Source organism: Pseudomonas sp. 2822-17, assembly GCF_002742485.1.
GTDB lineage: Bacteria > Pseudomonadota > Gammaproteobacteria > Pseudomonadales > Pseudomonadaceae > Aquipseudomonas > Aquipseudomonas cyclaminis.
On record NZ_LJRZ01000428.1, the window covers coordinates 70,469 to 83,209 of the forward strand.

General features: G+C 60.0%; 12 protein-coding genes. 9 read left to right on the top strand and 3 right to left on the bottom strand.

The features are described 5' to 3' along the window. Window positions 1–48: 48 nt before the first annotated feature. From AOA60_RS15025 to AOA60_RS15040, 4 genes are all read left to right on the top strand, one after another. Window positions 49–1,998: a DNA topoisomerase III gene (locus tag AOA60_RS15025; protein ID WP_099585091.1), complete on the top strand. Its 1,950-nt coding sequence runs from the start codon at window positions 49–51 to the stop codon at window positions 1,996–1,998. Window positions 1,999–2,129: 131 nt separating this feature from the next. After that, entirely contained in the window at window positions 2,130–2,570 is a 441-nt protein-coding gene (locus tag AOA60_RS15030) for a CBS domain-containing protein (protein ID WP_099585092.1), read from the top strand. A 9-nt stretch (window positions 2,571–2,579) separates the two neighbouring features. Beyond that, complete coding sequence (locus AOA60_RS15035) at window positions 2,580–3,425, top strand: NAD-dependent protein deacetylase (protein ID WP_099585093.1); 846 nt, start codon at window positions 2,580–2,582, stop codon at window positions 3,423–3,425. Window positions 3,426–3,931: 506 nt separating this feature from the next. Then, window positions 3,932–4,261: a hypothetical protein gene (locus tag AOA60_RS15040; RefSeq protein ID WP_032886651.1), complete on the top strand. Its 330-nt coding sequence runs from the start codon at window positions 3,932–3,934 to the stop codon at window positions 4,259–4,261. Window positions 4,262–4,322: 61 nt separating this feature from the next. Here AOA60_RS15040 and AOA60_RS15045 read toward each other — a convergent pair whose 3' ends face one another. Then, entirely contained in the window at window positions 4,323–5,228 is a 906-nt protein-coding gene (locus AOA60_RS15045) for a LysR family transcriptional regulator (RefSeq protein WP_099585094.1), read from the bottom strand. A gap of 133 nt (window positions 5,229–5,361) precedes the next feature. Between AOA60_RS15045 and AOA60_RS15050 the strand changes: the two genes are divergently transcribed. Genes AOA60_RS15050 through AOA60_RS15060 form a run of 3 tightly spaced genes read left to right on the top strand, consistent with a single transcriptional unit; the run spans window position 5,362 to window position 7,949 of the window. Beyond that, a complete protein-coding gene (locus AOA60_RS15050; RefSeq protein WP_099585095.1) occupies window positions 5,362–6,060 on the top strand; it encodes a CoA transferase subunit A in 699 nt (232 codons plus the stop codon). A 36-nt stretch (window positions 6,061–6,096) separates the two neighbouring features. Then, a complete protein-coding gene (locus AOA60_RS15055) occupies window positions 6,097–6,756 on the top strand; it encodes a CoA transferase subunit B (RefSeq protein WP_099585096.1) in 660 nt (219 codons plus the stop codon). 11 nt (window positions 6,757–6,767) lie between these two features. Next, a complete protein-coding gene (locus AOA60_RS15060; protein ID WP_099585097.1) occupies window positions 6,768–7,949 on the top strand; it encodes an acetyl-CoA C-acetyltransferase in 1,182 nt (393 codons plus the stop codon). Between the two features lie 103 nt (window positions 7,950–8,052). On the opposite strand, the gene AOA60_RS15065 is transcribed toward AOA60_RS15060, so the two are convergent. Continuing rightward, window positions 8,053–8,469: a PaaI family thioesterase gene (locus AOA60_RS15065; protein ID WP_099585098.1), complete on the bottom strand. Its 417-nt coding sequence runs from the start codon at window positions 8,467–8,469 to the stop codon at window positions 8,053–8,055. A 155-nt stretch (window positions 8,470–8,624) separates the two neighbouring features. Here AOA60_RS15065 and AOA60_RS15070 point away from each other — a divergent pair, with 155 nt between their 5' ends. Beyond that, window positions 8,625–9,419, top strand: a complete 795-nt coding sequence (locus AOA60_RS15070) for a DUF4349 domain-containing protein (RefSeq protein WP_099585099.1) — start codon at window positions 8,625–8,627, stop codon at window positions 9,417–9,419. Here AOA60_RS15070 and AOA60_RS15075 read toward each other — a convergent pair whose 3' ends face one another. Continuing rightward, complete coding sequence (locus AOA60_RS15075; protein WP_099585100.1) at window positions 9,420–10,505, bottom strand: DUF1615 domain-containing protein; 1,086 nt, start codon at window positions 10,503–10,505, stop codon at window positions 9,420–9,422. Window positions 10,506–10,933: 428 nt separating this feature from the next. Between AOA60_RS15075 and AOA60_RS15080 the strand changes: the two genes are divergently transcribed. Then, window positions 10,934–12,741 (top strand): DUF6531 domain-containing protein (locus tag AOA60_RS15080; RefSeq protein WP_256592836.1); only part of this gene is annotated, 1,808 nt, incomplete at its 3' end.

The following is a 12,741-nucleotide window of genomic DNA, read 5'->3' on the forward strand; positions in this document are numbered from 1 at the left end:
TTATGCCCATCCTGCTCTCCATTCAACTGTGAAACGAATGGGCTGACCATGCGGCTGTACCTCTGTGAAAAACCCTCCCAGGCCAAGGATATCGCGGCCGTGCTTGGCGCCAGTCGCCGGGGCGACGGGTGCTGGCTGGGCAATGGGGTCACAGTCACCTGGTGCATCGGCCATCTGCTGGAAACCGCTCCGCCCGACGCCTACGACGAAAAGTACAAGCGCTGGGTGCTGGCCGACCTGCCAATCGTCCCGGAAAAATGGAAGATGCGGGTCAAGCCCAAGACCGCCAGCCAGTTCAAGGCAGTCAAGCGCCTGCTCGGGGAAGCCCAGGAGCTGGTGATCGCCACCGACGCCGACCGCGAGGGCGAGATGATCGCCCGCGAGCTGGTGGAGCACTGTCGTTATCGCGGGCCGATCCAGCGTTTGTGGTTGTCGGCGCTGGATGACGCTTCCATTCGCAAAGCCCTGGCAGCGCTCAAGTCGGGTGCCGAAACCTTCAGCCTGTATCACTCGGCCCTGGGCCGCTCCCGTGCCGACTGGCTGATCGGCATGAACATGAGTCGTCTGTTTACCCTGCTGGGGCGTCAGTCCGGTTATCAAGGTGTGTTGCCGGTAGGCCGGGTGCAAACCCCGACCCTGCGCCTGGTGGTGGACCGCGACCGCAGCATCGCCGATTTCGTGCCGGTGGCTTATTGGGCCATTGATGTGGACCTGCGTCACGAGCGCATGACCTTCACCGCCCAGTGGCGTGCCGCCGAAGACGCCTGCGACGATCAAGGCCGCTGCCTCAATCCTCAGCTGGCCCGTGAAGCCGCCGATGCGATGAGCAACGCCGCCAGCGCACGCCTGGTAAAACTGCGTACCGAACGCATGCGCGAAGTGGCGCCCCTGCCCTTCGATCTCGGCACATTGCAGGAAATCTGCTCCAAGAAGCTCGGCCTCGGCGCCCAGGAAACCCTGGACATCGCCCAATCCCTCTACGAAACCCACAAGGTCATCACCTACCCACGCAGTGACTGCGGCTACCTGCCCGTGAGCCAGCACAGCGATGCGCCGAAGATTCTTGCTGCTCTGGGCCGCGCCGACGCAGCGGTCAACGAGCTGATGCCCCATATCGATCCCCAACGCCGCTCGCGGGCCTGGAACGACGCCAAGGTCAGCGCCCACCACGGCATCATTCCAACGGGCGCCGGCAAGGACGTCGGGCAGCTCACAGGCAAACACAGAGCGGTGTACACGCTGATTCGTGCGCGCTACCTGGCGCAGTTTCTGCCCAACCATGAATACGATCGCACGCAGGCGGATTTCGACTGCGTGGGCTTTGCCTTGCGCGCGGTGGGCAAGGTGGTGATCGAAGCAGGCTGGAAACGCGCCTTGCCCGAAGCCCTGGCGCCGACCAAGGGCCGTGAAGCCCCCGCACCACAAGCCTTGCCGACGTTGGTACAGGGCCAGGACTATGCCGTGGCCAAGGTCAACCTCAAGGACTTGTGGACCCAGCCGCCCAAACCCTTTACCGAAGGCGACCTGATCAAGGCGATGAAAAACGTCGCCAAGCTGGTGGAAGACCCGCTGCTCAAGCAAAAACTCAAGGACACCACCGGTATCGGCACCGAAGCCACCCGCGCCGGGATTATCCAGGGTCTGCTCGACCGAGGTTACCTGGTGAAAAACGGCAAGGCGCTGTCGGCCACCCCGGCGGCGTTCAGCCTGATCGACGCTGTGCCTCGGGCCATTGCCGACCCTGGCACCACTGCCATCTGGGAGCAGGCACTGGACATGGTGCAAAGCGGTGAAATGAGCCTGGAAGAATTCGTCGCCAAGCAGGCGGCGTGGATGAGCAAGCAGGTGGCGCGCTGCAATGGGATGCGCATGACCATTACCGGGCCGGCGAGCCCCGCGGGTCGAGGCGCCACGCCGTGGAAAAAGAAGCGCAAGGCCGCCCCACGTAAGACCGCCGCCAGCTCCAAGCGAGCTAAAAAGCCAAAAAATGCAGGCTAAATGCAGAAAAAATCCGGCGAATGACGTTTTTCGACGGGTTTAGCGCCGCTTTGGACCTTGCTCCCGCGTTGGACGTCTAGGATTCTGTAGGGACCTGCTGATTTCCTAACAACAACACCGGAGTGGCCGCCATGAAAACCGTTGCACAAGTGCTCAAAGCCAAGGACCAGAAGAACCAGGACGTCCACACCATCCGATGGGACCACACCGTGTTTGAAGCGCTGGTGCGGATGTCGGAGAAAAACGTCGGGGCCTTGCCGGTCGTCAAGGAAGACGTGGTGGTGGGGATCATCAGCGAACGTGATTACGCACGTAAAATCATGCTCAAGGGTCTATCGTCGGTCACTACCAAGGTCCACGAGGTGATGAGTTCCCCGGTGATCACCGTCGATACCCACAAAAGTGTCGACGAATGTATGAACATCATGACCGACAGCCACCTGCGTCACCTGCCCGTGGTTGAGGATGGCAAATTGCTCGGCTTGCTCTCCATCGGTGACCTGGTAAAAGAAGCCATTGCCGAACAGGCCGATCTGATCAAACAACTGGAGCAATACATCCGCGGCGAATAGGGAGCCCCCATGCTCGACAGCCTGCAACACCAGGAAGACCACCTCGACACCCTGCTCCGCGCCATGGCCGAACGGCGCTTTCTGGTGCTGACCGGTGCGGGGATCAGCACATCGTCGGGCATCCCCGATTACCGTGACAGCGAAGGCGTGCGCCGGGGCAAGGCGCCGATGATGTACCAGGAATTCCTCGCCACCCCACAAGCCCGCCGCCGTTACTGGGCGCGTGCGATGCTGGGGTGGCCGAGGGTGCGTATTGCCGAGCCGAACAAGGCGCACCTGGCACTGGCGACCCTGCAACAACGCCAGCAAATCAGCGGACTGATCACCCAAAACGTCGACACCCTGCATGATCAAGCAGGCAGTCACGATGTGATCGAACTGCATGGCAGCCTGCATCGGGTGCTGTGCCTGGATTGCCAGCAACGCAGCGAGCGCGATGTGATCCAGCAACTGATGGAAGGCCAGAATCCCTACCTGGCTGGCGTCGACGCGGTGCAGGCACCCGATGGCGATACCCTGCTTGATCCTGCGTTTGAAGAGCGCTTCCTGGTTCCGAGTTGCCCCCATTGCGGCGGCCAGCGGCTCAAGCCGGACGTGGTGTTTTTTGGCGAGAACGTCGCTCAGGACACCGCAGCCAAGGCGATGGCTGCCGTGGAGCACGCCGAGGGGTTGCTGGTGGTGGGTTCATCGCTGATGGCGTATTCGGCGTTCCGCCTGTGCAAAGCCACGGTTGAACAAGGCAAACCGGTGATCGCCATCAACCTCGGCAAGACCCGTGGGGATGGGTTGTTGCAGGTGAAGATCCAAGCGTCGTGCGAGCGGTTGTTACCCCTGCTTGTCGATCGATTGACCTGACCTGCCGCAAGCCCGCTTGCAACAAAAGCGCCTTTACGGCTTGACCGCCAGCTCCAGAAAATGACGCCCAAGTCACGTTTTCCCGCATTTCCCCGTCCCCACGGCAATTTATGTAGTGACTAAAAATAATCACTACATAATCGTTGACGTAACCTTTTTGTCCTTGCATTATCGAGACGTCTCCCGGATCGGGAGCGTTGGTAACAAGCGTTTTGAAAGAGCTCGTCTGACCGCCGAGCTGTTTTTTCCGGATGTGCACTGCCCACAAGGCAGATTGATGAAGCTGACCCGTCTCGAAAGGGATAGGTACAAGGAGCTCAAACGCTGCTTGTCTTCGTTATGAAACCATTGCGTAGCAGTTCATCAGCAAGACTACATGCATCAGGTTCAAGACCCTGCCCGTATTCGGCAGACCGTCACTGACGCCCGGCTTTCAACGCCGGAGACAACTAAGCAGTTTTAACGGAATCAACTGATAGATCGCCAACTGGTCAAGGGGCTTACACATGAATCTGAACAACCAACCAACTATCGACGAATTGGCTGAGATGTTCGCAGCGCAGAAAGACACACTCGACGACCATATCCTGTGGATTGGCAAATCGGGCGAAGTGCAACTTGACTGCCTGGAGCCCAATACCGAAGAAGCCGAGTTTGACCGCAATAACCGTGAGCTGGCAGCGCGCCTGAAGGTGTATCGCCGTGGCCAGGGTTATGTCGGCAAGAAGGCCGCGGCTGATCGCAACTTTATAGAGCAGGTCTTTCATACATTGAATACCGAATGGCAGAACCTTAAAGGCCAGTCGCAAGTCAAGGTGATTGATAGATACTGCTGATCACTCAGCATTTAACATTCAAGCCCGCTCGATAGTTCGAGCGGGCTTTTTAATTGCACTCTTACAACACTGCCGGAAATCGTCCTTTGCCGGCTTCGTCGCGAAAAATATCAAACAACACTTGTGCCGCCGCCGACAGCTCATGCCCCGGCTTGGTGAGCACACCAATCGGCCGCTCGATCACTGGACTGTTCAAGGTGATGCAATGGGCACCTGCCTCTTCCATCTGCCGTGCACACAATGCAGGCACGGCACTGACGCCCAGGCCACTGGCAACCATCTTGCCCACCGTTGCCAATTGATGGCTTTCCAACGCCACGGGCAGTTTCATCTGTAAGGCGCCCAAGTGTTCTTCCAGCATTACCCGCACCGTGGACGGCCGCTGCAAGGTGATGAACGGCTGTTCCAGCAAGGTCGCCCAATCGATCTCGGCACATTGCGCCAAAGGTGAATCACCCGGCACTACGGCAATGAAACGATCCAGGTACAACGGCGTGAACGCCAGTGACGAGCCTTCCGACGGCTCAAACGCTACGCCCAGTTCCACCTGGCGGTCGCGGACCATTTCCAGTACCTGTTCGTTGATCAAGTCGTGCACCGTCACATTCACCTGGGGGTAACGTGCGCGGAATATCTTCAGGATCGGCGGCAGCAAATTGCCCGCAAACGATGGCATCGCCGCCACAGTGACCCGTCCGCGTTGCAGGGTGAACCGTTGGCGCAATTCGTCCTCGGCATTGTCCCAGTCGGCAATCAGCCGGCGCGCCAGGGGCAACAGGGATTCACCTTCCGGCGTCAGCGCGACATTGCGGGTGTTACGGCTGAACAAGCGGCCCCCCAAGCCTTCCTCCAAACCTTTAATGGTCAGGCTCAACGCCGATTGAGAGAGGTGCAAGCGCTCGCACGCAGCGGCAAAACTCAGGCTTTGGGCCACGGCGAGAAACGCACGCATCTGCTTAACGGTCATGACGCTGCTCCGAACGGGAATGGACTATGCTGTTTTCTAAAACAATCAACCTTAAAAAACAACTTAACAAATCAATCCGTCGGCGCAACACTCGGTTCATTGGCTGGCCCACACACAATAACTAGAGGTGCATATGGCAGGTTTCGATAAACGCGTGGCGTCCTACGAGGAAGCGCTGGTAGGCCTGGAAGACGGCATGACCGTGCTCTCCGGCGGTTTTGGCCTGTGCGGTATTCCCGAGAACCTCATCAATGAGATCAAGCGCAAAGGCACCCGCGACCTCACCGTGGTTTCCAACAACTGCGGCGTCGACGGTTTCGGCCTGGGCGTGCTGCTGGAGCAAAAGCAGATCAGTAAAGTGATCGCCTCCTACGTAGGTGAAAACGCGCTGTTCGAGAAGCAACTGCTCAGCGGCGAGATCGAAGTGGTCCTCACCCCTCAAGGCACCCTCGCGGAGAAAATGCGCGCAGGCGGCGCCGGCATCCCGGCCTTCTTCACCGCCACCGGCGTCGGCACGCCAGTGGCCGAAGGCAAGGAGACCCGCGAATTCAACGGCCGTCCGTACCTGATGGAAGAGTCCATCACCGGCGACTTCGCCATCGTCAAGGGCTGGAAAGCCGACCACTTCGGCAACGTCATCTATCGCCACACTGCCCAGAACTTCAACCCGCTGGCCGCCACTGCCGGCAAGATCACCGTGGTTGAAGTCGAGGAAATCGTCGAACCGGGCGAGCTGGACCCGGCGCAGATCCACACCCCTGGCATCTACGTCGACCGGATCATCTGCGGCACGTTCGAGAAGCGCATCGAACAGCGCACCGTGCGCAAATAATCCGCCTGCGGCCCTAAGAATAAGAGGAACACAACCATGGCTCTGACCCGCGAACAAATGGCTCAACGCGTCGCCCGCGAAATGCAGGACGGTTTCTACGTAAACCTCGGCATTGGCATTCCGACCCTGGTGGCCAACTACATCCCCGAAGGCATGGAAGTGATGCTGCAATCGGAAAACGGCCTGCTTGGCATGGGCCCGTTTCCTACGGAAGAAACCATCGATGCCGACATGATCAACGCCGGCAAGCAGACCGTCACCGCACGCGTCGGCGCCTCGATCTTCTCCTCCGCCGAGTCCTTCGCGATGATTCGTGGCGGCCACGTCGACCTCACCGTGCTCGGTGCGTTTGAAGTCGACGTACTCGGCAACATCGCCTCGTGGATGATTCCTGGCAAGTTGGTCAAAGGCATGGGCGGCGCCATGGACCTGGTGGCCGGCGCGGAAAACATCATCGTGATCATGACCCATGCTTCCAAGGATGGTGAGTCCAAGTTGCTCAGCCAATGCAGCCTGCCTCTGACCGGTGCCAACTGCATCAAGCGTGTATTGACGGACCTGGCGTACCTGGAGATCGAAAATGGCGCTTTTGTCCTCAAGGAACGCGCACCTGGCGTCAGCGTTGAAGAGATTGTGAGCAAGACCGCCGGTAAACTGATCGTCCCGGACCACGTTCCAGAAATGCACTTCCAGTGAGGACAGATTCCATGCAAGACGTCGTGATTGTTGCTGCCACCCGCACCGCCGTGGGCAGCTTTCAAGGTTCACTGGCCAACATCCCGGCACCGGAACTGGGCGCCGCCGTGATCCGCCGCCTGCTGGAGCAGACCGGCCTGGACCCGGCCCAGGTAGATGAAGTGATCCTCGGCCAGGTGCTTACCGCTGGCTCGGGCCAGAACCCCGCGCGCCAGGCCTCGATCCTCGCCGGCCTGCCCCACGCTGTGCCAGCCATGACCCTGAACAAGGTCTGCGGCTCGGGCCTCAAGGCCTTGCACCTCGGCGCCCAGGCCATCCGATGCGGCGACGCAGACGTTATCATCGCCGGCGGCATGGAGAACATGAGCCTCGCCCCGTACGTATTGCCGGCCGCACGCACCGGTTTGCGCATGGGCCATGCCAAGATGATCGACAGCATGATCAGCGACGGGCTGTGGGATGCATTCAACGACTACCACATGGGCATCACCGCCGAGAACCTGGTGGACAAGTACGGCATCAGCCGTGAAGCCCAGGACGCCTTCGCTGCCGCCTCCCAGCAAAAAGCCAGCGCGGCCATCGAAACCGGGCGCTTCGCGGATGAAATCACGCCGATCCTGATCCCCCAGCGCAAGGGCGACCCAGTCGCCTTCGCCGTGGATGAACAACCGCGTGCCGGCACCAGCGCCGAATCCCTGGCCAAACTCAAACCCGCATTCAAGAAAGACGGCAGCGTCACCGCCGGCAACGCCTCCAGCCTCAATGACGGCGCCGCCGCCGTGCTGCTGATGAGTGCCGACAAGGCCAAGGCACTAGGCTTGCCGGTACTGGCACGTATCGCCAGCTACGCCAACGCCGGCGTCGACCCGGCGATCATGGGCATCGGCCCGGTCTCGGCCACCCGCCGTTGCCTGGACAAAGCCGGTTGGAAACTGAGTGACCTGGACCTCATCGAAGCCAACGAAGCCTTTGCTGCTCAAGCATTAGCCGTGGGCAAAGAGCTGGAATGGGACGCTGAAAAAGTCAACGTCAACGGCGGCGCCATCGCCATCGGCCACCCCATCGGCGCTTCAGGCTGCCGTGTGCTGGTGACCCTGCTGCATGAAATGATCAAACGCGACGCCAAGAAAGGCCTGGCAACGCTGTGCATCGGTGGCGGCCAGGGCGTAGCCCTCGCTCTCGAACGCAGCTGATATTGACGATCTGTGGTGCGCGGGCTTGCTGTGGTGAGCGGGCTTGCCCCGCGCTGGGCTGCGAAGCAGCCCCAATAGGGATATCTCTTTCATATCGGCATTTTCAGTCCGAGCGCGGCACCGCAAACACCGCATTCGCCCGCGCCACCACTTTGTCCCCCACCTGCAGACTCACCGTCCCAAACGCCATCTGCCGCCCACGCTTGTGATGCTCCAGCCGCACCACAATCCACTCCCCCACCTGCACCGCGCCCAGGTAATCCACGGTCATGCTCGCAGTGATCAGCGGCAACGGCGGCTCACTGGAAAACGCCATCGCATAGCCCATGCCGATATCCGCCAGCGTCGCCAACACCCCGCCATGCACCGTGCCGCGCCCATTGGCGTGGCGATTGTCGGCGCGCAGGCCGACTTCCAGTTGCAAGCCTTCACCCCGGCAATACGCCGGGCCAAGCAGGTCAAGCAATGGGCTGCTGCGAGGCAGTGGAACAAATCCTTCAGGCACGGCGTGAGCAATCATGGCAAGTCTTCCTTGGAGTCAGGCTTGACGTGTACGCCACGCTCCGAACGCTAGCCATCACCATCAGCCGCACAAATCTTGCGCGATGCTTTGCGTTAATCCGCCAGACCGGCTTTAATCGCCGCCCATTTCCCCGCACACCTCAAGGAACAGCAATGCGCCATCAGGACGGCAACCTTTACTCGCTTCGCGCGCCTCTGTTGATTTTGCTGGCCGGCATGGCCCTGGTCGGTTGCTCGCCCAAGGATCACTCCCGCGCCACGGTGGTCAATGGGGAACAAGGCAAGGCCGGCGCCCAATTGGCCTATGAGCATGAGCTGACCCTGGCCCTGCCCGGCGCCCTACTCGTGCCACGGATGCAGGCCACCCGTGAGGCCTGTGAAACGGCGCGGTTCGGCACGTGCAATATCCTGGGGATCACCGAAGACAGTAACGGTGGCGAGATGATCCTGCGTATCGCGCCAGCGGGTGTTGAGCCAATGGTCGCCATGGCGGCTGAAGGCGGCACGCTCGGCCAGCGCATCACCACCGCCGAAGACCTGGCCGATGCTGTCGACGATGTGAATCGCCGCCGGGACCGTCTGCAAGCCCAGCAAAACCGCCTTGATGAACTGGCCAAGCGCAAGGACATCACCGTCAGCGACCTGATCGTCTTGAGCAAGGAACAGGCCGGCATCGAAAACGACCTGCAGGCGCTGGCCCAGATTGCCGCCGGCCAGCAGCGCCGCCTGGATACCAACCGTGTCACCCTCAACTTCCGCTCTTCGGACGGCGCGAACCAACCGTCACGCTTCAGCCGGATGTTCAGCAACCTGGGCACGAATATGGTGGAAGGCACGGCTGACGCCCTGGAGCGCGCCAGCTATGTCCTGCCCTTTGTGATCCTGGCATTCCCGGTGGTCTGGTTGTGGGTGTGGCTGTGGCGCAGGTTTGTGCGCCGCCGCCCCTGATCAGCGCTTCATACAGCGCTGATAGCGCTCATCCACGCGCTTGGCGAACCAGGCCGTGGTGAGGTTACGGGTGATCTTCGGGCTCTTGAGCACAATGCCCGGCAAGATCGCCCGGGGCAGCGGTTTACCGGCAGCCTTGTCCGCCAGGGCAAACACGCGCTTATAGAGCGTGGTGTCCTCAAAATCCAACTGTTCGCCCTGCTCCAACTGGCTACGGATGCTGGGGTTGCGCATATCCAGCTTGGCGCCCAGGGAGCGCACTGCCAGCTCAGTGGTGCCGGGCAGCAGTGAGCCATAGCGGATCAAATCCCCGTCTAGCGCCAGCTCAGTGCCGGAAGCCCGGCTGACCGCCGCCTGGAACGCCGCGTTGCGGCTCGCATACCAACCCGCATTGAAATCGGCAAAGCGGTACAGCGGCTGGTCGTAATTCACTGGATAACCGAGCAAATGGGCGATGCCAAAGTACATACCGCCACGGCGGGTGAAGACCTCCCGACGAATCGTGCCATCCACCGTGTAGGGATAACCCCGCGCCTGTTTCTGTGCAAAGTCGATGCTGACCTGCATGGGGCCAGCGGTGTGCACCGGGTTGAAGCCGCCAAACAGTGTATTGCCCAAGGGCACCATGCTGATGAAGTCATCGAAGATGCCGCTGAGGTCTTTCTCGGTGCGGGCAGCATTCAACCGATCGGCGTAGGACTTGCCGGTGGGCGACCTCAATTGCAGCGCGCTGCGCACCACGAAGGCCGGCACATGCACCTTGCCAGCGCGGCGCAGGATCTCGTCCTGGGCGATCTTGCCCATATTGGGCACGGGCGGGTCGACCTGATAGGTCGACTCCTGCTCCGTCACCGCCAGCACAGCGCAGATATTCTCGGTGCTGGGGTAGATTTTCTGGCTGTCGAAAGCCGTGTAGATATCCTGAGCCCAACCATTGCGATCCGCCACCTTGGCCGGGAGCAGGCGCACAATCTGCGCCTTCACCTCGGCCTCGCTGCGCTCCGGTTGCTGCGGGCCGCGTGAGGTGGAGCAACCGGCCAGCACCAGCAAGGGGATGAGGCACAGGATCAGGCGGCGTGGGGACATGGGGCTTCCTTGAAGAACAATGGGCCGAGCGTTGCGGATATGGACAGGTAAGTCTAACGCGGGTTCGTCAACTCGCCCTCTCGCCAGCCCGAGCCGATCATGACAGGATCTTTCTTCGACCATTCGTACAAGGAGTTTGAATGCCATGCTGAGCCTGAACTTCCTCGTCACCCACTGCGACCGTCTGTCTTCGCAATGAATCACGTGTTTCACTGCTGCGTTTGCAGGGCTGGAATTAGGCCTTGCGTTTGCGCGTCACAAAAGGCTTTTTTCAAGCTGACAAAAGCTGTCGAAGCTTCCCACGTGGACGCCGGATAAGCTCTACAGCTTCCCCCTGAAAACCTCTGCAAAGTCCCTCGCCTGAATACACAGTGCGAGGGATTGCAGATGGTTCTTTTCGTTAAGGCCCTGGTTGACGGGGCTGTCTCATGATCAACGCCACCAGCCAAGCCATTGGGTATCTGGTGCTGGCGGCCATGGATTCAAAGACGCGTGACGTCGAGTCCGTGCTCAGTGATTTCCGCAGTTGCCTCAATCACTACGATGCCTGGGCCGAAAGCTTTTTCAGTTTTTCGGCGCTGGATATCGAGCAGGTGTTCAAGGTTGGGGATGAGGTGGCGCTGGTGGCGCCGATCAACCGCTCCCTCTTCCCCAGTGCGACCGTTGCACAGTGTCAAGCCAGCGGGACGTTAACCCTGGTGCATATGTTTCAAAGTTCACGCTTCGTGCCCATTGGCAATACGCCGGTGGTGCTGCAGCGCATCGACCCAAACGGCGGCCCATTGGGCGAGCCCATTCATAAAACCATTGGCCCCAGCGGCATTCTTGAAATCAAAGAATGTGATCGCAACCAGCAGTATCGGGTCAGCTTCTACCCCAACGTTTCCAAGGAACACTTCAAGGCGCTCTACGCATCTTATCGGTCGGTGATCACGCCACTGGAAGTGTGGTTGCGCACTGAATGGAGCGAAACGTTTGAACCATTGTGGAAGGGCTATTCCGAGGCGGACTTCCTCAAGCGCTATCTCTCATTGCATCAAGCCTATGCCCGTGGTTTTGGCGACGCGCTGTACACACTCTGGGACAACCTCCAGCAGCTTTGCCAATGGCTGAGCGACCCCTTGGCCAACGCCGAAAAGCTGCTGCAATACCTGACCCAGGATGAATTTGAACAGTTACTGGCGTTGAGCACAGAGACCATCGCCAAGGGCCTGCTGGTGCTCAGTGATGAGCCCTTGATGTTCATCCATCTGGCCGCGCTGGTCAGCTGGATGAGGATGTTGCCGCCTCCGTACATGAACGAAATGCTGGGGGAGATCGGTGCCGAGGTGCTGATCTATCTACTGCTGGGGCTTGCTACCGCGGGCATGGGCATGGCGGTGCGTATGAGCACGAAAGTGCTCGGCAGTATCAAGTCTCAACGTGTACGCAAGTGGCTGGAGCAAATAGCCAAACAGTTTGGCACCGCTCAACTGGATGGCCATGCCGAAGCGCTAAAGCCGGTGTTGTTCAAGAGTGAGGCTGTGCCAATCAAGGTGGTACCCGCTGCGCCGTTGAAGGCTGGGGAGAATCTGGTTTCGAACGCGGTGCCGGCGGTTCGCGGCAAGACACAGCGGACGGTGTTGGTTCGCCAGGAACATGTCGACGACGCGCCTGCCGTGGCGACGAATCCGAAGGGGGATGCTGCTGCGGCTTCGGATAAGACCGTGACCAACGGGTGTCCGGTGTCGATGGTCACCGGCGAAGAATTACTTACGCTGACTGACGGTGTTTTAGACGGGATTCTGCCGTTTGAGTGGACACGGCTGTATCGCACCAGTGCGGTGGAAGTGGATGTCGGGCTGGGGTTTGGGTGGAGTCATTCGCTGGCGCATCGGCTTTCGGTTGACGGTGATTTCGCGGTCTGGACGGATCATGAGAACCGCTCGACTGAGTTTCCACTGCCGACAGTTGCCCGACCTGCAATCACCAATAGCCTGGCTGAAGCTGCGATCTACTTGGGCTCGGAGCCGGATGAGTTGGTGCTGGCGCAGACGTCGCGGTTTTATCACTTTCGCGATGGGGTGCTGGTTTCAATCAGTGATGCGTATGACAACCGGCTGCGGATTAGTCGGGACGTTTTAGGGCGCATTGAACGGCTGGATAACGGTGTCGGTTTCGCGCTGTTTTTACGCTATGAGTCGGGCCGCATTGTGGCGGTGGACTACCAGGTTCAGCGGGCCAAGGGACATGAGCC

Bases quoted from the DNA above. Each gene is read 5' to 3' on its own strand.
- AOA60_RS15030 (WP_099585092.1), top strand. From the start codon at position 2,130: ATGAAAACCGTTGCACAAGTGCTCAAAGCCAAGGACCAGAAGAACCAG.
- AOA60_RS15070 (WP_099585099.1), top strand. From the start codon at position 8,625: ATGCGCCATCAGGACGGCAACCTTTACTCGCTTCGCGCGCCTCTGTTG.
- AOA60_RS15050 (WP_099585095.1), top strand. From the start codon at position 5,362: ATGGCAGGTTTCGATAAACGCGTGGCGTCCTACGAGGAAGCGCTGGTA.
- AOA60_RS15055 (WP_099585096.1), top strand. From the start codon at position 6,097: ATGGCTCTGACCCGCGAACAAATGGCTCAACGCGTCGCCCGCGAAATG.
- AOA60_RS15065 (WP_099585098.1), bottom strand. From the start codon at position 8,469: ATGATTGCTCACGCCGTGCCTGAAGGATTTGTTCCACTGCCTCGCAGC.
- AOA60_RS15040 (WP_032886651.1), top strand. From the start codon at position 3,932: ATGAATCTGAACAACCAACCAACTATCGACGAATTGGCTGAGATGTTC.
- AOA60_RS15045 (WP_099585094.1), bottom strand. From the start codon at position 5,228: ATGACCGTTAAGCAGATGCGTGCGTTTCTCGCCGTGGCCCAAAGCCTG.
- AOA60_RS15075 (WP_099585100.1), bottom strand. From the start codon at position 10,505: ATGTCCCCACGCCGCCTGATCCTGTGCCTCATCCCCTTGCTGGTGCTG.
- AOA60_RS15060 (WP_099585097.1), top strand. From the start codon at position 6,768: ATGCAAGACGTCGTGATTGTTGCTGCCACCCGCACCGCCGTGGGCAGC.
- AOA60_RS15035 (WP_099585093.1), top strand. From the start codon at position 2,580: ATGCTCGACAGCCTGCAACACCAGGAAGACCACCTCGACACCCTGCTC.
- AOA60_RS15025 (WP_099585091.1), top strand. From the start codon at position 49: ATGCGGCTGTACCTCTGTGAAAAACCCTCCCAGGCCAAGGATATCGCG.